Origin of the sequence: Lactococcus sp. LG1074 (genome assembly GCF_017309525.1) — a bacterium.
Taxonomy (GTDB): Bacteria; Bacillota; Bacilli; order Lactobacillales; family Streptococcaceae; genus Lactococcus; species Lactococcus petauri.
Genome location: NZ_CP071293.1, coordinates 274,543 through 296,294 on the forward strand (window position 1 = coordinate 274,543; position 21,752 = coordinate 296,294).

Annotated in this window: 23 protein-coding genes and 1 tRNA gene; 23 read left to right on the forward strand and 1 reads right to left on the reverse strand. The window is 38.7% G+C overall.

Annotation, left to right across the window (positions count from 1 at the left end):
* The first annotated feature begins 24 nt into the window (after positions 1 to 24).
* The 5 genes from J0J36_RS01350 to J0J36_RS01370 all read left to right on the forward strand — a co-directional run bounded on the left by J0J36_RS01350 (position 25) and on the right by J0J36_RS01370 (position 3,875).
* Positions 25 to 888: a DNA polymerase III subunit delta' gene (locus J0J36_RS01350; RefSeq protein ID WP_153924392.1), complete on the forward strand. Its 864-nt coding sequence runs from the start codon at positions 25 to 27 to the stop codon at positions 886 to 888.
* A 12-nt stretch (positions 889 to 900) separates the two neighbouring features.
* Positions 901 to 1,674: a regulatory iron-sulfur-containing complex subunit RicT gene (gene ricT, locus J0J36_RS01355; protein WP_019335957.1), complete on the forward strand. Its 774-nt coding sequence runs from the start codon at positions 901 to 903 to the stop codon at positions 1,672 to 1,674.
* A 24-nt stretch (positions 1,675 to 1,698) separates the two neighbouring features.
* Positions 1,699 to 2,040, forward strand: coding sequence for a DNA replication initiation control protein YabA (locus tag J0J36_RS01360; protein ID WP_016171014.1), 342 nt, complete (start codon positions 1,699 to 1,701; stop codon positions 2,038 to 2,040).
* On the forward strand, positions 2,037 to 2,903 hold the full coding sequence (gene rsmI, locus J0J36_RS01365) for a 16S rRNA (cytidine(1402)-2'-O)-methyltransferase (RefSeq protein ID WP_019291347.1): 867 nt from the start codon (positions 2,037 to 2,039) through the stop codon (positions 2,901 to 2,903). Before J0J36_RS01360 ends, rsmI begins: the two co-directional genes overlap by 4 nt.
* A 129-nt stretch (positions 2,904 to 3,032) precedes the next feature.
* Positions 3,033 to 3,875 carry a transporter substrate-binding domain-containing protein gene (locus J0J36_RS01370; RefSeq protein ID WP_019291346.1) on the forward strand — a complete coding sequence of 281 codons (843 nt, stop codon included), beginning with the start codon at positions 3,033 to 3,035 and terminating at the stop codon, positions 3,873 to 3,875.
* A gap of 29 nt (positions 3,876 to 3,904) precedes the next feature.
* Here J0J36_RS01370 and J0J36_RS01375 read toward each other — a convergent pair whose 3' ends face one another.
* Positions 3,905 to 4,084, reverse strand: a complete 180-nt coding sequence (locus tag J0J36_RS01375) for a hypothetical protein (RefSeq protein ID WP_029343527.1) — start codon at positions 4,082 to 4,084, stop codon at positions 3,905 to 3,907.
* Positions 4,085 to 4,248: 164 nt separating this feature from the next.
* On the opposite strand from J0J36_RS01375, the gene mvk reads away from it, so the two are divergent.
* The 18 genes from mvk (at position 4,249) to J0J36_RS01465 (ending at position 21,748) form a co-directional block, all read left to right on the forward strand.
* Complete coding sequence (gene mvk, locus J0J36_RS01380; protein WP_019291344.1) at positions 4,249 to 5,181, forward strand: mevalonate kinase; 933 nt, start codon at positions 4,249 to 4,251, stop codon at positions 5,179 to 5,181.
* A gap of 152 nt (positions 5,182 to 5,333) precedes the next feature.
* On the forward strand, positions 5,334 to 5,747 hold the full coding sequence (locus tag J0J36_RS01385) for a universal stress protein (RefSeq protein WP_019291343.1): 414 nt from the start codon (positions 5,334 to 5,336) through the stop codon (positions 5,745 to 5,747).
* A 182-nt stretch (positions 5,748 to 5,929) separates the two neighbouring features.
* Positions 5,930 to 6,877, forward strand: coding sequence for a diphosphomevalonate decarboxylase (mvaD, locus tag J0J36_RS01390; RefSeq protein ID WP_019291341.1), 948 nt, complete (start codon positions 5,930 to 5,932; stop codon positions 6,875 to 6,877).
* Complete coding sequence (locus J0J36_RS01395; RefSeq protein WP_019291340.1) at positions 6,864 to 7,805, forward strand: mevalonate kinase; 942 nt, start codon at positions 6,864 to 6,866, stop codon at positions 7,803 to 7,805. The genes mvaD and J0J36_RS01395 overlap by 14 nt, the downstream gene beginning before the upstream one ends.
* Positions 7,798 to 8,853 carry a type 2 isopentenyl-diphosphate Delta-isomerase gene (gene fni, locus J0J36_RS01400; RefSeq protein ID WP_019291339.1) on the forward strand — a complete coding sequence of 352 codons (1,056 nt, stop codon included), beginning with the start codon at positions 7,798 to 7,800 and terminating at the stop codon, positions 8,851 to 8,853. Before J0J36_RS01395 ends, fni begins: the two co-directional genes overlap by 8 nt.
* Before the next feature lie 52 nt (positions 8,854 to 8,905).
* The gene (locus J0J36_RS01405) at positions 8,906 to 9,514 is read left to right on the forward strand and encodes a superoxide dismutase (RefSeq protein WP_017369434.1); all 609 of its coding nucleotides are present in this window, start codon (positions 8,906 to 8,908) and stop codon (positions 9,512 to 9,514) included.
* 118 nt (positions 9,515 to 9,632) lie between these two features.
* Positions 9,633 to 10,973 carry a DEAD/DEAH box helicase gene (locus J0J36_RS01410; protein WP_019291337.1) on the forward strand — a complete coding sequence of 447 codons (1,341 nt, stop codon included), beginning with the start codon at positions 9,633 to 9,635 and terminating at the stop codon, positions 10,971 to 10,973.
* A complete protein-coding gene (locus J0J36_RS01415) occupies positions 10,973 to 11,557 on the forward strand; it encodes a YdcF family protein (protein ID WP_019291336.1) in 585 nt (194 codons plus the stop codon). Before J0J36_RS01410 ends, J0J36_RS01415 begins: the two co-directional genes overlap by 1 nt.
* Positions 11,558 to 11,576: 19 nt before the next feature.
* Entirely contained in the window at positions 11,577 to 12,317 is a 741-nt protein-coding gene (locus J0J36_RS01420) for a MurR/RpiR family transcriptional regulator (protein WP_019291335.1), read from the forward strand.
* Positions 12,318 to 12,530: 213 nt separating this feature from the next.
* The gene (locus tag J0J36_RS01425) at positions 12,531 to 12,857 is read left to right on the forward strand and encodes a PTS sugar transporter subunit IIB (protein ID WP_019291334.1); all 327 of its coding nucleotides are present in this window, start codon (positions 12,531 to 12,533) and stop codon (positions 12,855 to 12,857) included.
* Positions 12,858 to 12,881: 24 nt separating this feature from the next.
* On the forward strand, positions 12,882 to 14,222 hold the full coding sequence (locus tag J0J36_RS01430) for a PTS sugar transporter subunit IIC (RefSeq protein ID WP_019291333.1): 1,341 nt from the start codon (positions 12,882 to 12,884) through the stop codon (positions 14,220 to 14,222).
* 200 nt (positions 14,223 to 14,422) lie between these two features.
* On the forward strand, positions 14,423 to 15,925 hold the full coding sequence (locus J0J36_RS01435) for a 6-phospho-beta-glucosidase (protein ID WP_019291332.1): 1,503 nt from the start codon (positions 14,423 to 14,425) through the stop codon (positions 15,923 to 15,925).
* On the forward strand, positions 15,925 to 17,361 hold the full coding sequence (locus tag J0J36_RS01440; protein ID WP_019291331.1) for a glycoside hydrolase family 1 protein: 1,437 nt from the start codon (positions 15,925 to 15,927) through the stop codon (positions 17,359 to 17,361). The genes J0J36_RS01435 and J0J36_RS01440 overlap by 1 nt, the downstream gene beginning before the upstream one ends.
* A 91-nt stretch (positions 17,362 to 17,452) precedes the next feature.
* Positions 17,453 to 17,773 carry a PTS sugar transporter subunit IIB gene (locus J0J36_RS01445; RefSeq protein ID WP_003133928.1) on the forward strand — a complete coding sequence of 107 codons (321 nt, stop codon included), beginning with the start codon at positions 17,453 to 17,455 and terminating at the stop codon, positions 17,771 to 17,773.
* Positions 17,774 to 17,807: 34 nt separating this feature from the next.
* Entirely contained in the window at positions 17,808 to 18,140 is a 333-nt protein-coding gene (locus J0J36_RS01450) for a PTS lactose/cellobiose transporter subunit IIA (RefSeq protein WP_019291330.1), read from the forward strand.
* Positions 18,141 to 18,281: 141 nt separating this feature from the next.
* A tRNA-Cys gene (locus tag J0J36_RS01455) sits at positions 18,282 to 18,352 on the forward strand.
* A 380-nt stretch (positions 18,353 to 18,732) separates the two neighbouring features.
* The gene (locus J0J36_RS01460; protein ID WP_232621200.1) at positions 18,733 to 19,866 is read left to right on the forward strand and encodes a phage tail tip lysozyme; all 1,134 of its coding nucleotides are present in this window, start codon (positions 18,733 to 18,735) and stop codon (positions 19,864 to 19,866) included.
* A gap of 136 nt (positions 19,867 to 20,002) precedes the next feature.
* Complete coding sequence (locus J0J36_RS01465) at positions 20,003 to 21,748, forward strand: ABC transporter ATP-binding protein (RefSeq protein ID WP_153924407.1); 1,746 nt, start codon at positions 20,003 to 20,005, stop codon at positions 21,746 to 21,748.
* Positions 21,749 to 21,752: the final 4 nt, after the last annotated feature.

The window sequence follows — 21,752 nt, forward strand, 5'->3', positions numbered from 1 at the left end:
AAAATTTCAAACTAAGGAGTTTTCATGAAAATTGCAGATATTCAACCAGCACTTTTTGAACGCTTTAAGCATATCTTACGTGTGAATAAACTGAGCCATGCTTATCTCTTTAGTGGGGGTTTTGGTAGTTTGGATATGGCTATTTGGCTGAGTCAGGCTATTTTTTGTGAAAATTTACAGGACAATTTACCTTGTGAGAACTGTCGTCACTGTCGTTTAGTTGCTAGGGATGAATTTAGCGATTTACACATTATTCGTCCGGAAGGTCAAACTATAAAAACAGGACAAATTCGGGACTTGTCGGAAGTTTTTAGTCAGTCAGGATTTGAAGGCGCTCAGAAAGTGGTCATTATCACTGAAGCTGAAAAAATGCACAGCAATGCGGCAAATACTTTACTTAAGTCCATTGAAGAACCTGATAATGCAACACATGTTTTTTTGCTCACAGAAAATGATAATCTCATGTTACCCACCATTAAATCACGGACACAAGTTTTTAGTTTCCCCAAAAATAGTGCCTACATGCAAGAAACGTTGGAACAAAATGGTGTCTTAAAAACACAGGCAGAATTACTGAGTCGGGTTTGTAACTCGGTAGAAGAAGCCCAGGTTTTAAGTGGAGCCACTTGGTTTAATGATACATTGAAGAAACTCCAACAATTGCTGAAATTAGTTAAGACGGATCGACGGGAAGCTTTTATTTATCTAACAAATGTCGCAGAAAATATTGAGGATAAGGAGAAACAAACTTTAGTCTTTTCTCTGCTCTTGGAGCTTTTTAATCAAGAAAAGATGTCCGAATGGGTTCAAAAAACCTTTCAAGCAGAAAAAATGTGGAAAAGTAATGTGCGCTTTGGAGCTTGTTTGGAATATATAGTGCTGAAATAGGAAGAAGATAATATGATTTACGAAGTAGAGTTTACACATGGAGAACAAAATACCTTTGTAAGTGGTCATGAAACATTTGCACCAAGAACGCAAGTCATTATTCAAAACGAAAAAGGCAAGACTTATGGCCGGGTAATGAAGCAACTCCCACAAGATAAAAATGTTGATACATCCGGAGAAATTGTTCGTGCAGCAACAGAAGCAGATGAAGAGTTGATTTATACGACAGAGCAGCTCTCGCAACAAGCCTGCACGAAGATTCGCCAAATTGTTGCAGATTGTGGGATTGACATGAAGGTTACAAATGCAGCTTATAATTTAAACCAAAGTCAGCTTTTTGTGTCCTTTACATCGGAAAATAGAGTGGATTTTCGAGCTTTACTTAAAGAATTAGCTGCGACTTTTCGTACGCGAATTGAGCTTCGTCAGATTGGAGCGCGTGATGCTGCAAAAATGTATGGCGGTGTTGGTCCTTGTGGACGACCGCTTTGTTGTTCGGAGTTTATTTACGAATTTCCGAATGTCTCTATTAAGATGGCAAAAAATCAGTCGCTCTCTTTAAAACAAAGCAAATTGAATGGTCTTTGTGGTCGTTTAATGTGCTGTTTGTCTTATGAAGATGAGTTTTATAGGGAAGCACGTAAAAATTTTCCTGATTTTGGTGAACATATTACGACTGTAGATGGTGAGGGGAAAGTTATTGGTCTTAATATTTTGAATAACAAAATTAAGCTTCGCTTAGAGCATACAATAAAAGAGTTTGATATTTCAGAGGTAAATCTTTAAGAAGAATTGACATAGAGGTAAGTTATGGGGGAAATGATGATCGATAAAAATGAGATTTATGTGCAACTGGGGCTGTTGGAGGAAAGTTTGGCTTATACACTGGGCCAAATTTCAACGGTGCGTGATGCACTGGATGAATCCTTAAAAGAAAATGCAACGATTCGCATGGAAAATGAAAAATTACGCGAACGTTTAGCGCATATTGAGAAAAAAGAAGAAAAAGCTAGCTCAAAGTCAAAAGATGAACCTAATCCAAATCTGATTCAAATTTTTAATGAAGGCTTTCATGTGTGTCATTTACATTATGCAGAGCGTTTGCAAGATGGTGAAAATTGCTTGGACTGCTTGGAGCTTTTGTACAGATGATAAATATACAACGAAGCTTTAAAGGTGAAAAAAGCGCAGGTAAGCTTTACTTAGTGCCAACACCTATCGGCAACATGCAGGATATGACACTACGTGCTTTGGAAACCCTAAGAACCGTCGATTTGGTAGCAAGTGAAGATACACGCAACACTCAAAAATTACTTAATCATTTTGAAATCAAGGTGGCTCAAGAGTCTTTTCATGAGCATAACTCCTTTGATAAAATTCCGAAGCTTTTAGATTTTCTTATGTCAGGAAAATCGCTAGCACAAGTCTCAGATGCAGGTATGCCTTCAATTTCTGATCCAGGTCATGATTTAGTTGTGGAAGCCATTAAGCGAAATATCGATGTAGTAGCCCTACCAGGCGCTTCAGCTGGAATAACAGGTCTTATCGCTTCTGGATTAGTCCCACAGCCTCATATTTTTTACGGCTTTTTACCTCGTAAAAAAGGTGAACAGAAGAAGTTTTTGGAAACTAAAATGACCTATCCTGAAACGCAGATTTTTTATGAGTCTCCTTATCGTGTCGCAGAGACTTTAGAAAATATGGCTCAGATCTATGGGGATCGAGACGTTACCTTAATACGCGAATTAACCAAAATTTATGAAGAATATCGTCGAGGTAAAATTTCAGAAGTTTTACTTTCTTTAAAAGAGCAACCGATTAAGGGAGAATGTTTAATTATCGTTGCTGGCTTCAATGGAGAAGTTGAGGATAATTCAGAGGATGAGACTACAGCATTAGAAGCTGTTCAACTTCTGGTTGCATCGGGAATAAAACCTAACGTAGCCATCAAGCAAGTGGCGAAAGAGCGTGAGCTGGTGCGACAGGATCTTTATGCACAGTATCATGATTTATAAAATAGAAAGAGCAACTTTAGGTTGTTTTTTTATTTTATCAATGTAGCACTTATTTATAAGCGTAGATAAATGGAAATTGTTTAGTTTATGTTAAAATCAAAACGTAAGTAAAAAGGAAGTGGAGATATAATGAAAAGAAATAAAGTTATAACCTTATTGGCTTTGAGTGCAGCTGGTGTTACTCTACTAGCAGCGTGCTCGAATTCGAATAAAAGTACAACCGCCGGTCAAGAAAAAACGACCACAGTCAATGTGGCAATCTCTGGATCATCAAATCCTTACGAGTATACGAAGGATGGGCAGCTGACAGGTTATGAATATGATATTCTCAAAAAAGCAGATGAAAATTTGCCTCAATATAAATTTGACTTTAAAACATACGATGACAGTGCTATTCTTGCAGCTCTAGATGCAGGACGTGCAGATATCGGTGTGAATATTTATGGTAAAACAAAGGCGCGTGAGGAAAAGTATCTCTTTAGTTTCCCCACAACGCAAGGCATTAATGCGATTTTCTCTAATGATAAAGATAAAATCACAACCATTGAAGGGCTTGTAGGGAAGAAAACCGAGATTCCAACAGGGACCAACTATGGTGACATTATGGATCAGTGGAATAGTGCACATCCTGATAAAAAAATTACCGTAGATTATTCAAAACGCGGGTTGGCAGAACGTTTACAAGCTCTTTCTGATGGACAAATGGACTTTATCTTTGCTTCAAAATCTGCTGCGGAAAATCTTGTTAAAGAACATGCTGTAACAGGTGTATCTGATACAGTACCTACAGATCTTGAAAAATATCCTGAATTCAAGACCTATACTTACTATATCCTTGACAATAGTCAAACCCAACTTCAAAAAGATCTTAACCAAGAGATTAAAAAAATGGCTGAAGATGGATATTTGAAAGAACTTTCTCAAAAATATTTTGGGGGAGATCAGGTACCCGGAATGGAGCAATACAAATAAAAAGTGCTAGAAGCACTTTTTATTTGTATTTAACAATGTCCATCAACATTTTCATTAACCCAATGTTGCTCTTGTTCATCAAAGATTCTTAGATGAGGATTTTCATGGATAAAATCAAGTATCACTTTTCTGCTTAACCCACTATATTTAACTGCAGCATCGACAGTGACAATATCCATTTTTTCAATTGCTTTGCGTAAATTGTCCATGTTTTTATTATAACTTTTTTGACACAATACCAGAAGAGAAAGGACAGATTTATCCTATTTATCTAGATATTATGGGCAAAAAAAGAATTGCTACTTGATTTTCACTCTCAAATTTTATAAAATTGTCAAGTACCTTTGCGTACTTTAATGGAGAATTTATAGTTATGACTACAAATAAAATGGGCACAGGAACCGCTCATTCCAAATTAATTTTGATTGGAGAGCATTCGGTTGTTTATGGGCAGCCTGCAATTGCGTTACCTGTTACTATTCTGAAGACAACCGTTACAATTTCTTCTATCAAATACGGACAATATATTGAAAATAATGAATCACGGCGCAGATTGGATGTGTTAGGAGACGAATTTGAGGGGGTACGCCAACTCATCCTACGTCTTTTAGAAAAATTCCATTCCGTCAAACTTCCATTTTCTCTGGAAATTGATTCGAATATTCCTTTGGGACGGGGATTGGGAGCATCAGCAGCTCTAGCAACAGCAATCACACGTGCCTTTTATGATTTTTTTGATGCAGAGCTAACAGATGAAATGCTCTTATCTTTTGCTAACTTCTCGGAGAATATTACACATGGCCGCTCATCAGGAATTGATGTCGCAACCGTTAATTCGGAGTTACCGCTTTGGTTTATTAAAGGTCAAACTGCCGAATCTTTTGATATCAATCTATCTGGTTATCTGGTTATTGGAGATTCAGGTGTACACGGCTTTACTAGTCAAGCGATTAGCATAGTCAGGGAAAAATTATCAGAGAATAAGGCCAAAGCACAAGGCCATATTGAAAAGTTAGGTCAACTCTCAAAAGCTTCAAAAGATTTTCTCATGACAAATAAATTAAAAGATTTGGGGCAAGTGATGAACCAAGCGCATGAAAATCTTTCTTCACTTGGAGTTTCACACCCGCGCTTAGATACCTTAGTAGACACAGCGCTGAGAAATGGTGCTCTGGGAGCTAAGCTTACAGGCTCAGGTCTAGGTGGGGTAATGGTCGCTCTAGCAGCTAATGAAAAAGATGCAATCCGCATTAGTCAAAAGCTTTTGAAAAATGGCGCCAAGAATACTTGGATTTACTCTGTTTAAAAATGAAGTATAAGGAAACCTTAAGTGTATAAGCCACTTAAGGTTTTTTGTTTTACGAAGTCATCTTTGACTGCTTATTTTTAATGCATGCTGCTTTTATTTATTATTAGAAAGCATTATAATATAGGCAAAGCAAGGAAGGAGAAATCTTGATGAATTACAAAAATATTTTGGTTCCCATTGACGGTTCAGACAACTCATACAAAGCACTCCGAGAGGCAATGGAAATCGCACGTTTAAACGATATAGAACTTTCGGTCCTAACGGTCCAAGATGACGGAAAATTATATGGTCATGCCCTGCCGATTCTTAAGCACAATTATACAAAAGCTTCCGAGATGATCTTGCAAGAAGCAGTAACTATTGTAAAAGACAATGTCAAAGTTCAAACCTTTGTGGTAGTAGGTATTCCTAAGAAGCAAATTGTTGAATTTGCAACGGAACAGAAGTGTGATCTCATCGTGATGGGGGCTACAGGTTCTAATTACTTTGAGCGTATGACTTTGGGTTCTACAACAGCCTATGTTGTAAACCATGCACCTTGTAATGTTACTGTTGTGAAGTAAGTAATGTATGGAGATTCTCTTTTCCTCTTTCAGGAAATATGTATAAAAATAACCACCTTTTCAGGTGGTTTTTTGTGAGACCTTTACGATATGGAGGAGTAAAATTCAAAAACGACAAATGGCTAAATTACGCCACCTTTGTTATAATAGGAGAGATTAATCGACAAGAGGAAAAAATATAAATGAATGAATTTACTGTTAGAGCACATACGAATATTGCCTTGATTAAATATTGGGGGAAGGCGGATGTGGCGCTGAATATTCCTACGACAAGTTCCTTATCAATGACTTTGGATCAATTTTATACAACGACGTCTGTTACTTTTAATGACCAGGATCAACTGATTTTAAATGGGGTGAACACCGATGCTACTCGTGTGCATCAATTTTTAGAAATGCTTCGTGCAAAGCATGGTTCTTTTCCAGGTGTTTTAGTCACTTCTGAAAATCATGTGCCAACTGCTGCCGGACTGGCTTCCTCAGCCTCAAGCTTTGCCGCATTGACAGGTGCCATGTTTGGACTCCTCGAATTACCAGCCGATTTGACAGAAATGTCAAGAATTGCACGGCGTGGCTCTGGTTCAGCTTCGCGTTCAGTCTTTGGTAATTTTGCTGTTTGGAACAAGGGTGAAGACGACGTTTCCTCTTATGCTGAGAGCTTTTATGATGAGGATATCCACTTGTCCATGATTGTTGCTGAAATATCAAGTGCCCAAAAGAAAATGTCTTCAACACGGGGGATGCAACTTGCTCAAACTGCTCCGACCTACAGCGCTTGGGTAGAAAAGTCAGCACGTCAGCTTGAAGAAATGAAAAGTGCGATTCGTCAGGCAGATATTGAAAAGATTGGTTTACTCGCAGAAAATAATGCTTTGGGTATGCATGAACAGAATCGCCTCTGTGTGGAACCTTTTGATTACTTTACTGAAGATACTCAACGGATTATTGCCTTTACGCAAGAATGCTATAAAGCAGGACTCTTGGCTTTTGTTACCATCGATGCTGGGCCAAACGTTAAAATTATTACAGACAGAGCGACAGAGAAAGTACTTCTAACAAAACTACGGGAAAATTTTCCAAATATTATTTTTGATATTGCACATGCGGGGGGCGGACTTGAGTACTTATAAAATAGATGTGCCTGCAAAACTTTTTATTGCAGGAGAATATGCGGTTACTCGTCTAGGAGGTTTAGCTCTGGTAACGAGTCTTGAGAGTGATTTCCAAGTGGTTATTTCAGAAGTAGAGGGCCACAGTCTTTTAGAAACGAATGTGGCAATGCCTGCTCATGCCTTCTCAGTAAAGGAAATTAAACCTGAGCAGAGCGGGCCTTGGAATTTTGTCATGACGGCTATCAAGTATATGAGTAAAGAAGTTGAATTGACCCGGGAATTTCACTTGGAAATCAAGAGTGGACTGGGTTTTGGCGAAAACAAGAAGGGTTATGGCTCATCAGCTTGTGTCGTTGTCGGCGTTGTGAATGCACTCAATCTTTTTTTTCAGCTCAATCTTCCCTTGAAAAAACGCTTTGAAATTGCGGCCCAAGCACATTATGATGTGCAAGGGAGCGGTTCTCGTGGCGATGTTGCTGCAATTATGTATGGTGGCAGTATTTTCTATGAAAATCATCAGCGAGTCCTTCCGCTAACGATTCCTTGGCAGCCTTATGTTGTCCAAACTGCTCAATCTGCGAAGACAGTAGAAAAATTGAAACATCAACTTTCTGAGGCATTTTATGTTAAAAGTGATGAACTTGTTATTGAAATAAGTACAGCTATTGATATGCAGGATTTCGCTCTTTTTAAAGAGAAACTCCTCGAAAATCAACTTTTACTTATTGAGCACCAAGCAAAAGGCTATATGACTGATCAACTGGCTTTAGCTCTGAATATTGTGAATAGCCAACCCGAATTTGCTGGAAAGATTTCAGGTGCGGGGTTTGGTGAAAATATTATTCTTTTTGCAGAGCGTGAAGACAAGATAGTCGAGTTAAGGAGCGCTCTTGAAGCAGAAGGAATGAAGCTTGAGAAAATAAGAATAGGAAAACAAAATGAGTAAAGAAATCCACGGACATCGGAAGGATGAACACTTATCACTTGGCTTAAAGTACTGGCGCGAAGGCCGAAATCGCTCAGAGTTTTCTGCTGCATTACGGGTTGTTCCCAATGGCTTGCCAGAAATTTCTACACAAGAAGTTGACTTATCGGTTACTCTTTTGGAACATAAGTTTGATTTTCCTTTTTACATAGAAGCGATGACTGGGGGATCTAAAAAAGGTGATAAGGTTAATTTAGAGTTAGCGGAGATTGCGGCCCACCATCATATAGCAATGGCCGTCGGCTCGCAGTCGATTGCTTTGAAATATCCCGAATTGGCGGAAGGTTTCCGTCAATTGCGTCAACATAATCCAAAGGGTTTCATTTTTGCAAATATGGGAGCAGGACACTCTTTAGAAAATGCACAAAAGGCTGTCGAAATGCTCTCTGCTGATGCTTTAGAAATTCATATTAATACCGGACAAGAGTTAGTCATGAAGGATAGTGAAGGGGATCGTTCTTTTTACTGGCTTGAAAATATTAATCGTATCGCTGAAAATTTAGATGTTCCTGTTGTAGTCAAAGAAGTCGGCTTTGGTATGAGTCAAAAAATGTTTAAACAGCTTAGCCAAACAGCCATCGCTGGCATTAATGTTGGCGGTAAAGGTGGCACAAATTTTGCATGGATTGAGAGTGGACGCGGGCACAGCACCTTAAACTTAAATGATTTTGGTTTGACAGGACCCGAGAGCCTCATTGAAGCTCAATTGGCGCAAAATACTAAACCTCTGATTGCTACGGGAGGTATTGCATCAGCTACAGATATCTTGCACGCTCAACTTTTGGGTGCGCCTTTAGCCAGCTCGGCTGGGCATGTTTTAACCATCCTACATACCCAAGGTTCTCAAGCCTTGGATGAAATGTTTAGCCACTGGAAAGATGATTTAACAAAGCTCTATACTTTGGTTGGTGCACGGGAGTATGATGATTTAACAGGGGTTGAATTTATCTATGACCGAGATTTGAAGTATTTTCGTGAAGAGCGAAAAGATAAGCAGATAATTTTGTAAACGGTTCTTATTTCTTTATAATAATAGTATATTAAAATTTAAGGAGAATACTATGGCTTATACACTTCCAGAATTACCTTATGCATATGACGCTTTGGAACCTTTCTTTGATGAAGAAACAATGCATTTGCACCATGATAAACATCACCAAACCTATGTAAATAATCTTAATGCAGCGATTGAAAAACACCCAGAATTCTTTGATAAAACTGTTGAAGAATTAGTGGCTTATTTGGACCGTTTGCCAGAAGATATCCGCGTTGCGGTACGTAACAACGGTGGCGGACATTTGAACCACACAATGTTCTGGGAATGGCTTGCTCCAAACGCAGGTGGTGCACCAACAGGTGACATCGCTGCAGCCATCGATGAAGCTTTTGGTTCATTTGACGACTTCAAAGCTGAGTTTAAAGCAGCTGCTACAGGACGTTTTGGTTCAGGTTGGGCTTGGTTAGTTCTCGATTACGGTAAACTTAAAGTTGTTTCTACAGCCAACCAAGATAACCCAATTTCTGATGGACAAATTCCAGTACTTGGTCTTGACGTTTGGGAACATGCTTATTATTTGAAATATCGCAATGTTCGTCCAGATTACATCGAAGCTTTCTTTAGCTTGATTAACTGGGATAAAGTAAACGAACTTTACGCTAAAGCTAAATAACATAAAAAAGAGCACCTTGGAGGTGCTTTTTTTGCTTTTCTGCTTTTTTCAATAAGAATTGGAATTAAAAAGGCGAACCCTGTTTTATAAATGCACTATTCATGCTATAATAGGAGCTATGAAATTTACAGAATTTAACTTTAAGAATTATATCAATGAAACGCTTGAGGCAATCAAGTTCGTTTCGCCAACCCCCGTTCAGGAAAAACTGATTCCTGTCGTATTATCAGGCCGTGATTTGGTAGGGGAATCAAAAACAGGTTCAGGAAAGACACATACTTTCTTGCTCCCTATTTTCCAACAATTGAACACAGAGCTTGATGAAGTCCAAGCCGTAATCACTGCACCATCTCGTGAACTTGCCACACAGATTTATCATGCAGCTCAAGAATTTGTTAAATTTAATGATGCAATCCGCGTGGTCAACTATGTGGGTGGAACAGATAAAGCGCGTCAAATTAAGAAACTTGAGTCTTCACAACCTCATATCGTGATTGGTACACCAGGGCGTATCCAAGATTTACTTAAATCGGGAGCTTTGATTATTCATACGGCATCCATTTTTGTTGTAGATGAAGCGGACATGACTTTGGATATGGGCTTCTTGACAGATGTGGATAAAATTGCAGCCAGCTTTGGTAAAAAAGTACAGATGCTGGTCTTCTCTGCAACTATTCCACAAAAGTTACAGCCTTTCCTTAAAAAATATTTGAATAATCCTGTGATGGAAAAAATTGCGAATAAGACTGTGATTTCAGACACGATTGAAAACTGGCTGATCTCAACTAAAGGCGCATCACATAACCAAATTTTACTGCAACTTTCGAAGGCAACCAATCCTTATATGGCAATGATTTTTGCCAATACAAAGGGACGCGTTGATGATATTCATCATTTCTTAGTCAACAATGGTGTCAAAGCAGCAAAAATTCATGGTGATATCCCACCACGTGAACGGAAACGTATCATGGCAAGCATCAAGAACTTAGATTATCAGTTTGTTGTAGCAACGGATATTGCAGCACGTGGGATTGATATCGAAGGTGTAAGTCATGTTATCAATGATGAACTTCCTCGTGATCTTTCCTTCTTTGTACACCGTGTAGGACGCTCAGGACGTAATGGTTTGTCGGGAACGGCGATTACACTTTACAGTCCTTCTGATGATTCAGCCATTCGTGAAATTGAAAAAATGGGTGTAACATTCCAACCTAAAGCTGTGAAAAATGGTGAGATTGTTGATTCTTATGATCGTGATCGCCGTGAAAAACGTACAGCCAAGACTGGAGAGTTGTCTAACAAAATGCGTGGTCAGTTGGCTAAGAGTAAGAAAAAAGTCAAACCAGGCTATAAACGTGCCTTGAAATGGGCGATTGAAGAAGAAAATACGAAAAAACGTCGTGCAGAGCACAATAAAAATGCACGTAAGCAACGTGAAGCCCGCAAACAAAAATTCTAATGAAAAAATTCTTTCGAGTTTTAGGGTTAATCTTTGCTTTGGGAACGGCCTATGGCCTTTTCTGTTTCTTTTTGATACGGAGTGATGTCGCTTATCAAGGAGATACAGCACAAGAATTTAAGACGATACTAGTTTTAGGCAGTAAGATTGAGCCAGATGGTCAGCCTGCATCTACTACGAAGAGCCGTCTTGATACTGCTTTAACACTTGCTAAGAGCAATCCTCAAGCTAGAGTTATTGTTACAGGTTATCAAAGTTCCGCTTCTCCTGTATCTGAAGCTGAGGGAATGGCCACATATCTCAAAGCACATGGTTTAAACTCTAGCCGAATCATTGAAGAAAAGAAAGCGCGAAATACTGTCGAGAATTTCGCGCTTTCTCAAAAGTATGTGCAAGGGAAAACACTACTTGTGACGAGCGACTTTCATCTTTATCGTAGCCTTTATTTGGCTTCCAAATTAGGCTACAAAAACGTGCAAGGTTATGCAGCAGAAAGTAAGACCTCTGCTTTGCAGACTATGAGCAATTACGCTCGAGAGTGTTTAGCTCTGGGTTACTATTTGATCAAATATACACTATTTTAAGCTAGATAAAGGAGTTTTTATGTTTCAACCTGAACAAATAAGCAAGCTTAATGAGCTCGAAACCTTGGTCCTTGATTTTATCATCAAATCTCCAGATAAGGTTCAAAAAGCAACGATTCGGAGCTTAGCTAGCCAGCTTCATGTTTCTACTACAACAATCGTAAGAATGAGTACAAAGTTGGGCTTTAATGGTTGGGCAGAATTAAAATTTTTTCTAAAAAATCAAAGCAAACCTAAAACGGCGGAAGAGCAGCATTATGACAATATGCTAGAATTTGATATGTTTTTACGCCGTATGAATTCTGAAAGTTATCAAAAGCGACTGACTGAAGCTGCCAAGATGATTGCTAAAGCAGATTATACCGTTTTTATGGGAATTGGGAACTCAGGTTCTTTAGCTGATTATGCATGTAAATACTTTGTGAATGCAGGTTTACGTGCCTTTGTTATTAATGATCCTTTCCAAGCTATCCAAATCAATGGCACAGGTAATGTTATTGCATTGATTTTATCGGCCTCAGGAGAAACGATTCAAATCATTAATAAGGAGTTGGAATTCAAACAAGAAGGTGCACAAATTATTTCATTGACAAATAATGAAGACAGTACAGTTGGCCGGCTGGCTGACTTGCAACTCTTTTACAATCTCACGCCGGAATGGTCTAAACTTTATCCGCTAGGAAATTTAACGACACAACTTCCTGTTGTTGCAGTTCTTGAAGTTCTGGCTCATAAAACGCTCCATTTTTTAGAGGAATAGTGTTCGATTTGTTCCAAAATGCGAAACATGTTTTAAAAAACTTGCAATTTTTGCAAGTTTTTTTGTATTTATTGCAAAAAATTAAGCCATAAATCCTTAATTTAAGCCATTTTCTCTTTGTTTCAATACAGGAAAGGTGTTTCATATTATCGTTTGAAAGCCTTTTCAGAAAACGCTATAATATTCTTGAGCTCAAAAGAATAAGGAGAAAAAATGGCAGAAAAGGTTATTGCACTGGCATGTGCAGCAGGTATGTCAACATCATTGCTGGTAACGAAGATGCAACAAGCAGCAAAAGAAGCTGGAAAAGATTATGAAATTTTTGCTAAGTCAGTAGCAGAGATCGATAATATGTTAGCAGGCTCTGGTTCGAACAAACCAGATGTGCTCTTATTAGGTCCTCAAGTTTCCTATATGAAAGCAGAAGTTACTAAGAAAGCGAATGCCGCAGGAGTTCCTTGTGATGTGATTAAGATGCAAGACTATGGCATGATGAATGGCAAAAATGTAGTTGCAGCTGCAGATGCCCTAATGAATTAAAAATAAAATTTTTGGAGTAAAAATATGAATAAATTTATCAACGAGAAATTAATGCCTCCGATGATGAAATTTTTGAACACAAAAGCCGTTACAGCAATTAAAAACGGTATGTTGTATCCAATACCTTTCATTATTATTGGAGCAATCTTCCTCATCTTAGCAAACTTCCCTCAACAAAATGTTGCGGACTGGATTGCACAAATTGGTTGGGCCCCTATTTTTAATCAAGCCTATGCTGCTTCATTTGGTATTATGGCCCTCTTTGCAGCTTTTGGTATTGCTTATTCTTGGGTGAAGAGCGAAGGATATGAAGGCGCCTCTGCTGGTTTGACTTCTATTATTGTCATGGTTATGCTTCAACCAAGTACTATTTCAACGGTGACTAAAATTGCTGATGGTTCTGCTGTCGTGGGAGAGTATCAAGTAAGTGGTGTTATTGATGCAGCTTGGCTTGGCGGTAAAGGAATGATTCTCGCCATGCTTGCTGGTTTATTGGTCGGTTGGTCTTACTCATGGTTCATGAAAAAAGATATCCGTATCAAACTTCCTGAACAAGTGCCTGCAAATGTATCAGATTCCTTTGGTGCTCTAGTGCCAGCTTTCGTTATTACTTTTGTAGCAATGCTTATCTATGCCCTATCTGTATTGACAACGGATCAAACACCGATTGAATGGATTTATACTTTAATTCAAACACCTTTGCAACATGCTACAGACGGCCCACTTGGTGTCTTCTTAATTGCATTCTTACCTGTATTTATCTGGTGGTTTGGGGTACATGGTGCCACAGTTATTGGCGGTATCATGACACCGTTGCTCTTGGCTAACAATGCCGATAACCTCAAATTGTTCCAAGAGGGTAACTTATCACTTGATCATGGGGCACATATTGTTACGCAAGCCTTTATGGATCAGTTTATTACGGTTACAGGTTCAGGAATGACTTTCGGTTTCGTTATCTTTATGATTTACCGTGCGCGTTCTGTTCAAATGAAAACCATTGGTAAATTAACATTAGCACCAGCCTTCTTCAATATCAATGAGCCTGTACTCTTTGGTATGCCGATTGTCTTAAACCCAATCTTGGCTTTCCCATTCTTGATTGCCCCTCTCGTTTCAGGATTTGGAACTTATGCAGCTATTGCGCTGGGAATTATCCCACCGTTTAATGGTATCTTCGTCCCATGGACAACACCGCCAATCCTTTCAGGTTTGATTGTCGGAGGTTGGCAAGGTGCAGCATGGCAAGCCTTGATGATTTTTGTGACAGGTGCCATATACTGGCCATTTGCTAAAAAATATGATGCGATTCTTGTACAACAAGAAAAAGAAGCATATGAAGCAGAGCAAGCTGAACAAGCATAATAGTGAGATGAGATTAAGCATTGACTTAATCTCTCTTCTATAAATGTAAACTCATCAAGAGCTGGGAGAGTTTACATTTATAGAGGGGAACTGAGCGTCTAAAAAAGGGGAGGATGTTAAGAACTGAAGTATACGCAAGTTCAAACCTTGTAAAAGATTTAAAGTTAAATCAACAGAATTAGAGGAAAGAGAGAAGAAAAATGACTTTAAGAAAAGATTTCCTATGGGGCGGTGCAGTTGCTGCTCATCAACTTGAAGGCGGCTGGAATGCAGGAGGCAAAGGGGTTTCTGTGGCCGACGTTATGACTGCTGGAGCAAATGGTGTTGAGCGCCGGATTACAGATGGTGTCTTACCCGGTGAAAATTATCCAAACCATGAAGCCATTGACTTCTACCATCGCTATAAAGATGATGTCAGACTTTTTGCAGAGTTAGGTGTGAACTGTTTCCGTACATCCATTGCTTGGACACGTATTTTTCCAAATGGAGATGAAAGTGAGCCTAATGAAGAAGGTCTTCAATTTTACGATGATTTATTTGATGAATGTTTGAAAAACGGTATTGAGCCAGTCATCACGCTTTCCCACTTTGAAATGCCTTATCACTTGGTTACCGAGTATGGTGGCTGGCGTAATCGCCGCTTGATTGACTTTTTTGTAAGATTTGCTGAAGTAGTAATGACCCGCTATAAAGATAAAGTTAAATACTGGATGACATTTAACGAGATAAATAATCAAGCAAATTTTGATCTGGATTTTGCACCATTCACTAACTCTGGTTTGAAGTTCGTGGAAGGCGAGAACCGTGAAAAGATTATGTACCAAGCAGCCCACTATGAATTAGTGGCTTCTGCTAAAGTTGTAGATCTAGGACATAAGATTAACCCTGATTTCCAAATTGGTTGCATGATTGCGATGTGTCCTATTTATCCTGCAACATGTAAACCCGAAGATATGATGGCAGCACAGGTTGCCATGCAACGGCGTTTATGGTTTACCGATGTCCATGCGCGTGGACACTATCCAAGCTATATGCTCAAATATTTTGAACGTAAAGCCTTTGATTTGGACATTACTCCGGAAGATATTGAAGATTTATCCAAAGGCGAAGTAGATTATATCGGCTTTAGTTATTATATGAGTTTTGCTATTAAAGATCAGGCTGAAAAGATTGATCCAAGTCTTAAGCTAAATTATATGCCAAGTACAGCTGAAAAAATGGAGAATCAAGAGAATCTGGGAGCGCCAACCTTTGATTATATCGAAAACCGAGATTTGGTAAAAAATCAATATGTCGAAGCATCAGAATGGGGTTGGCAAATTGATCCATTAGGTCTGCGTTATAGCATGAATTGGTTCAATGAGCGTTATGAAAAACCACTCTTTATTGTAGAAAATGGTTTTGGTGCTGTGGATAAAGTAGAAGAAGATGGCAGTATTCATGATCCATACCGTGTGGAATATCTAAAAGCACACATTGAAGCGATGAAAGATGCTGTCGAGTACGATGGCGTAGACTTAATGGGTTATACACCATGGGGCTTTATTGATCTTGTTTCTGCAGGAACTGGAGAGATGAAAAAACGCTATGGTTTTATCTATGTAGATAAAGACAATGAAGGAAATGGCAGCTTGGAACGCTCGAAGAAAGATTCCTTTGAGTGGTACAGTCAAGTCATAGCCTCAAATGGAGAAAAATTATAATGGAACATACAAAACTAAAAGCTTTCCCCGATAACTTTTTATGGGGCTCGGCCTCGGCAGCTTATCAGGTTGAAGGTGCGCATGACGAAGACGGAAAAGGTCCATCAGTTTGGGATAATTTTGTCCGCATACCAGGAAAAACTTTTAAGGAGACAACAGGAGACATTGCTGTTGATCACTACCATCGCTACAAAGAAGATGTAGCACTTATGGCTGAAATGGGGTTAAAATCCTATCGTTTTTCAATTGCTTGGACACGTATTTTTCCTGAAGGTCGGGGCGAAATTAATCAACAAGGCTTACAATTTTATATGGATTTGGTTGATGAATTGATTGCTAATCATATCGAACCGGTAGTTACGCTCTATCACTGGGATTTACCGCAAGCTCTTGAAGAAGAATATCAAGGTTGGGAAAATCGCCAGATTATTGAGGATTTTGTGCATTATGCGCAAACACTATTTACAGCTTTTAAAGGAAAAGTGAAGTATTGGGTATCCTTGAATGAACAAAACATCTTTACACAACATGGTTGGATATTGGCAACGCACCCACCTGGAAAGGTAGATATGAAGCTGTTCTATCAAGTCAATCACCATGCAAATTTGGCTAATGCAGCTGTAATCAATGCTTTTCATGAAATGGATATGCCCGGTCAAATCGGTCCTTCCTTTGCTTATACACCAAACTACGCGCTCGATTCTAATCCCCTTAATATCTTGGCAGCTGAAAATGCAGAAGAAATGTTTGCTCATTTTTGGATGGATGTCTATTGCTATGGCGAATATCCTATTGTGGCTTTGAATTATCTTAAAGAAAATGATCTGATGTTTGAAACCGAGGAGGGTGATTTTGAACTCTTAAAATCAGCCCGACCAGACTTTTTAGGGATTAATTATTATCAAACTGCTGCCAATGCTTGGAATCCGCGCGAAGGTGGAGTCACACTTGGTAAAATGAATACTACCGGAGTTAAGGGCTCAGGAGGCGACCAAGGCATTCCGGGCTTGTACAAACGTGTAACTAATCCTGCTGTTGAACGTACAAACTGGGATTGGGAAATTGATCCAATGGGATTGCGTATCGCCTTACGTCGAATTACCAGTCGCTACCGCATACCTGTGATGATTACAGAAAATGGTTTAGGAGAGTATGACAAGCTTGAGGCAGGGCAAATTCATGATGATTACCGCATTAGATATCTGGAAAGTCATGTTAAAGCTATAAAAGAAGCCTTAACCGATGGTGTTCAAGTGATTGGCTATCATACATGGTCTTACACTGACTTACTCAGTTGGTTGAACGGTTATCAGAAACGCTATGGCTTTGTCTATGTGGATCAGGACGAAAGTATGGAAGGTAGTCTCAAGCGAATACCCAAGGATTCTTACTATTGGTATCAAGCGCTCATTAAAGAGAATGGGGACAGTATCTAAAGTCATACTCTGTCATTATGAAAACACTTGCAAAAAATCAATGAAAGCGGTATACTTAAGACTATAAAAAGAAAAAGAAGGAAAAATAATTATGGCTGATAAAATAATCGCTTTAGCTTGCGCAGCAGGCATGTCAACATCACTTTTAGTTTCTAAAATGCAAAAAGCAGCAGCAGATAAAGGATTGGACTACGAAATTTTCGCAAAATCAACAGCAGATATCGATAACATGCTTGCTGCTACCCCTAAACCTGATGTCCTTCTCTTAGGACCTCAAGTAGGCTTCATGAAAGCAGAGGTACAAAAGAAAGCACAAGCTGCTGATGTACCAATGGATGTGATCAAAATGCAAGACTACGGTATGATGCGTGGCGATAAAGTCCTTGAAGCAGCAGAAGCTTTAATGAAGTAAAAGAACTCAAGACGACGAAATAAAAGGGGATGTAATGAACGAAGAAAGAATGGAAATTGTGATGGGAATCATCATGCATGGTGGAAATGCCAAAGGCTTAGCCTTTCAAGCAATCCAACAAGCAAAAGAAGGAGATTTTGAAGCAGCAGAAAAATCACTTCAGGAGTCGAACCAAGAGTTGCTCCAAGCCCATGATGTTCAAACAGATATGCTGACAAAAGAAGCACAAGGTATTCATACAGAAATCGATCTCTATATGGTACATGCGCAAGACCATCTGATGAACTCAATTACCTTCAAAGATTTGGCTACAGAAATTATTAGCCAGGAAAAACGTATTCAAGCTTTAGAAAAAGCGGCAAATTAATATCGATAACACTTTGAGAAAAAAGAAAAGTTCTAAGAGAAATTGCTTAGGGCTTTTTCTTAACCCTTGAGGGGTGAAATTTGAGAAGCTGTAAAAGTTCTTGCTTTTATCCTTAAATTTCGATATAATGATTAATGTTGTGGCGGCATAGCCAAGTGGTAAGGCATGGCTCTGCAAAAGCTTGATCGTCGGTTCAAATCCGTCTGCCGCCTTTCGCAATAGATTGTATAATATAAAAAACTGCTGAATTCAGCAGTTTTTTTGTTTTTACCTGAAACAATTTAAAATTAGGGCTTACAATTATAAATGTGATCGGCAATAAAGCAAAACTTGGTCGCCATCTTCAAGCAGAAAAATTAGCTTTATAGAGGTTGGTTTTCCAATCTGGAATAAATGAAAATTCGGTCATATAATTAAATCAGGCTTCAAAATGGCAAGTCTATAAGAGACGGTTGGTTCGATTCCAACTTGAAGTCATTCCTAAAAAATGCAGCTGTATGTTAGGTAGAACAATCGGTAAGTCGACGGGTTTATTAGAATTGTATAAAAAAAGGAGGAAAATAAACTGGGACAACAAGAAACAGCAAAACAAATCTGGGACTATCTTACGTCACGCGGATGGACAAAACAGTCAGTATCTGCTCTCCTAGGTAATATGCAGAGTGAGAGCGGTATTATTGCCGATCGCTGGGAAAGTGATAGAGTTGGTAATATGAATGGTGGTTATGGCCTTGTTCAATGGACACCAGCGACAAAATATATTGACTGGGCAAAATCAAAAGGTTTAGCTTATCAAGATGTTTTCTCTCAATGCAAGCGTATTGAGTGGGAAGTTGCAAACAATCAACAGTTTTATCACCCAAGTATGACTTTTGCACAATTTACTAAGAGTACGGCATCTCCTGAAACATTGGCGGATATTTTTATTCGATATTATGAACGGCCGTTAAATCCAAATCAACCTGCTCGAGGTACACAGGCACGTTATTGGTATAACCTTTTCCAAGGTTCAACTTCAAGTAATCGTAGAAAAGTAGTTGATTGGTTCAATACACATCGTAATCAAATCACCTACTCCATGACAGGCTCTCGTATTGGTACAGATGGAACAGCAGACTGTTCAGGTAGTATTGTTATAGCCCTTAAAGAAGCGACAGGAGTTGCTTATGATTATGTTTATAATACCGTAACCTTAGGTGGTTATCTCTCAAAATGTGGCTATACGAGAATTCTAACAGGAAATATGTCAGGTTCTAATCTGAATCAAATGCAGGATGAAGATATTATTCTACTATCTGCTGGAAATTCAATGGCAGAATCAGGAGGCGCAGGAGGCCATACAGGTGTAATTACTGGAGGTGGCAAAATTATTACCTCGACTTGCTATTATACTAATGGTCAAGCTAATACAGCAATACAAGATTTACCAATTAATAGTACATATTTAAGTAGCAACAGTTTTAAGTACTATGAAGTATGGCGCAAAGCCGGTGAATCAGAAACAGATGAAGGAGAAGAAGACGAAATGATTTTATATAAAGTAAACGACAAAAATTCTAAAATGAATGGGTCAATCTGGATGTTCAATGGTGAACAACTCACACGCTTAGATGGTGTATCAGCAGCGAAATTTGCAAAAAACTTTAAAACTACAGATGTCAATCAAGCCGAAATGAGTTCATTTAAAAATATTGGATTCCGTACTGTAGGTGAATTTAAATATTAAAAATTATTCCAACCTTATGGGTTGGTTTTTTATCCCAAAATAATTAGTTTTATTGTTGACAAAACTAATTAAAAGTTTTATAATCAATTTTGTTAGTTTTACGAAAATAAAAACTAAGTAATTGAAGGAGATAAAAATGGAAAAAGAAATAAAAGCCAATAAAATAAAAAGTAAGGATTTTTTGAAACTCATTGCCAAGAGTAAACCAAAATACTCCTATTTTGCCATTGGGATGTTGTCAGGGATTGTGGGAGCGGTATTACAGCTCATTGTACCTCAAATGATACAGCCACTTATTTCAGGATTTGCACAAGGGATTAATTATGGTCTTTTAGGAAATGTAGTTCTTGTTTACATCCTTTCGGCCTTACTTGGTGCAATTGGTGCCTCAGTGCTTGGATTTTTTGGAGAAAATGTAGTAAAAAGATTACGTTTAACAGTGTGGAATAAGATGGTTCACCTGCCTGTAAAGTACTTTGATGAAGTCAAAACAGGAGAAATTGGAAGCCGCTTGGTCAATGATACAACCCAAGTGAAAGATCTTTTAGCTAATACTGTACCTCAAACCTTAACAAGCCTTTTGCTTCTTGTGGGTTCAATTTTTATGATGTTTCGTATGGATTGGCAGATGACTGTAGCAATGGTGATAGCTGTTCCTATTGCGACATTGATTATTATGCCCTTGGCCACTTTTGGCCAAAAATTTGGAATCCAGCGTCAAGATGCTCTTGCAGGATTTTCTGGCACAGCAAGTGAAGTGCTTAGCGAAATTCGTTTGGTCAAGTCTTCCAATGCGGAGGTACAAGCGACACATTCAGCTGAAAAAAACATCAATAAGCTTTATAAAATCGGGCTTCGTGAAGCAATTTTTGATGGTTCCATGCAACCAATTATGATGTTGTTAATGATGTCAACAATCTTTGGATTGCTGCTTTATGGAATTCATCGTGTTGCCGTAGGAGCAATGACGATGGCCACTTTGATGAGCTTCTTGATGTATCTTATGAACATGATTGGTTCTGTTCCTACTCTAGCGCTTTTCTTTACCGCAAGTTCTAAAGCCTCAGGAGCCACAGCCCGTCTGAATGAAGTTTTAGAAGAAGAACAAGAGCAGTTAAGTCTTGGAGAAAACCTAGATATTGAAGGCCAAGTTTTACGTGCAGAAAATATTAGTTTTTCATATGATGACTCTGAAGAAATATTGAAAAATATTACTTTCGAAGCGAAACCAAATACTATTGTTGCCTTTGCAGGTCCTTCTGGAGGCGGAAAATCAACTATTTTCTCTATTTTGGAACGCTTCTACAAACCAACAGGAGGAAAACTAACAATGGGGAATCATGATATTGAAAACTTAGCCCTCAAAGATTGGCGTAGCCAAATTGGGTTTGTTTCACAAGATTCAGCGATTATGGCAGGAACAATTCGTGACAACTTGACTTATGGTTTAGACGGTACATACAGTGATGCACAATTATGGGAAGTGCTAGACTTAGCCTTTGCACGCGGTTTTGTCGAAAATATGCCCGACAAATTGGATACACAAGTAGGGGAACGTGGAGTGAAGATATCAGGTGGGCAACGTCAGCGTTTAGCTATTGCACGTGCCTTCTTGCGTAATCCGAAAATTCTCATGCTCGATGAAGCCACAGCTAGTCTAGATTCAGAGTCAGAAGCAATGGTTCAAAAAGCTTTGGATAGCCTGATGAAAGGTAGAACAACATTAGTCATTGCTCATCGTTTATCCACAATTGTTGATGCAGATAACATTTACTTTATTGAAAAGGGAGCAATTACAGGAGCAGGTAAACACAGTGATCTTGTAAAATCACACCCACTTTATGCACAGTATGTTCAAGAACAACTGACCGTTGCATCATAAATAA

What these genes read in the sequence shown, in the direction of transcription:
- J0J36_RS01430 (WP_019291333.1), top strand. Translation starts at nt 12,882, where the DNA reads ATGAATAAATTTATCAACGAGAAATTAATGCCTCCGATGATGAAATTT.
- J0J36_RS01350 (WP_153924392.1), top strand. Translation starts at nt 25, where the DNA reads ATGAAAATTGCAGATATTCAACCAGCACTTTTTGAACGCTTTAAGCAT.
- J0J36_RS01450 (WP_019291330.1), top strand. Translation starts at nt 17,808, where the DNA reads ATGAACGAAGAAAGAATGGAAATTGTGATGGGAATCATCATGCATGGT.
- rsmI (WP_019291347.1), top strand. Translation starts at nt 2,037, where the DNA reads ATGATAAATATACAACGAAGCTTTAAAGGTGAAAAAAGCGCAGGTAAG.
- J0J36_RS01440 (WP_019291331.1), top strand. Translation starts at nt 15,925, where the DNA reads ATGGAACATACAAAACTAAAAGCTTTCCCCGATAACTTTTTATGGGGC.
- mvaD (WP_019291341.1), top strand. Translation starts at nt 5,930, where the DNA reads ATGAATGAATTTACTGTTAGAGCACATACGAATATTGCCTTGATTAAA.
- J0J36_RS01375 (WP_029343527.1), bottom strand. Translation starts at nt 4,084, where the DNA reads ATGGACAATTTACGCAAAGCAATTGAAAAAATGGATATTGTCACTGTC.
- J0J36_RS01360 (WP_016171014.1), top strand. Translation starts at nt 1,699, where the DNA reads ATGGGGGAAATGATGATCGATAAAAATGAGATTTATGTGCAACTGGGG.
- J0J36_RS01410 (WP_019291337.1), top strand. Translation starts at nt 9,633, where the DNA reads ATGAAATTTACAGAATTTAACTTTAAGAATTATATCAATGAAACGCTT.
- J0J36_RS01415 (WP_019291336.1), top strand. Translation starts at nt 10,973, where the DNA reads ATGAAAAAATTCTTTCGAGTTTTAGGGTTAATCTTTGCTTTGGGAACG.
- J0J36_RS01370 (WP_019291346.1), top strand. Translation starts at nt 3,033, where the DNA reads ATGAAAAGAAATAAAGTTATAACCTTATTGGCTTTGAGTGCAGCTGGT.
- J0J36_RS01465 (WP_153924407.1), top strand. Translation starts at nt 20,003, where the DNA reads ATGGAAAAAGAAATAAAAGCCAATAAAATAAAAAGTAAGGATTTTTTG.
- J0J36_RS01405 (WP_017369434.1), top strand. Translation starts at nt 8,906, where the DNA reads ATGGCTTATACACTTCCAGAATTACCTTATGCATATGACGCTTTGGAA.
- J0J36_RS01420 (WP_019291335.1), top strand. Translation starts at nt 11,577, where the DNA reads ATGTTTCAACCTGAACAAATAAGCAAGCTTAATGAGCTCGAAACCTTG.
- fni (WP_019291339.1), top strand. Translation starts at nt 7,798, where the DNA reads ATGAGTAAAGAAATCCACGGACATCGGAAGGATGAACACTTATCACTT.
- J0J36_RS01385 (WP_019291343.1), top strand. Translation starts at nt 5,334, where the DNA reads ATGAATTACAAAAATATTTTGGTTCCCATTGACGGTTCAGACAACTCA.
- J0J36_RS01435 (WP_019291332.1), top strand. Translation starts at nt 14,423, where the DNA reads ATGACTTTAAGAAAAGATTTCCTATGGGGCGGTGCAGTTGCTGCTCAT.
- ricT (WP_019335957.1), top strand. Translation starts at nt 901, where the DNA reads ATGATTTACGAAGTAGAGTTTACACATGGAGAACAAAATACCTTTGTA.
- mvk (WP_019291344.1), top strand. Translation starts at nt 4,249, where the DNA reads ATGACTACAAATAAAATGGGCACAGGAACCGCTCATTCCAAATTAATT.
- J0J36_RS01445 (WP_003133928.1), top strand. Translation starts at nt 17,453, where the DNA reads ATGGCTGATAAAATAATCGCTTTAGCTTGCGCAGCAGGCATGTCAACA.
- J0J36_RS01425 (WP_019291334.1), top strand. Translation starts at nt 12,531, where the DNA reads ATGGCAGAAAAGGTTATTGCACTGGCATGTGCAGCAGGTATGTCAACA.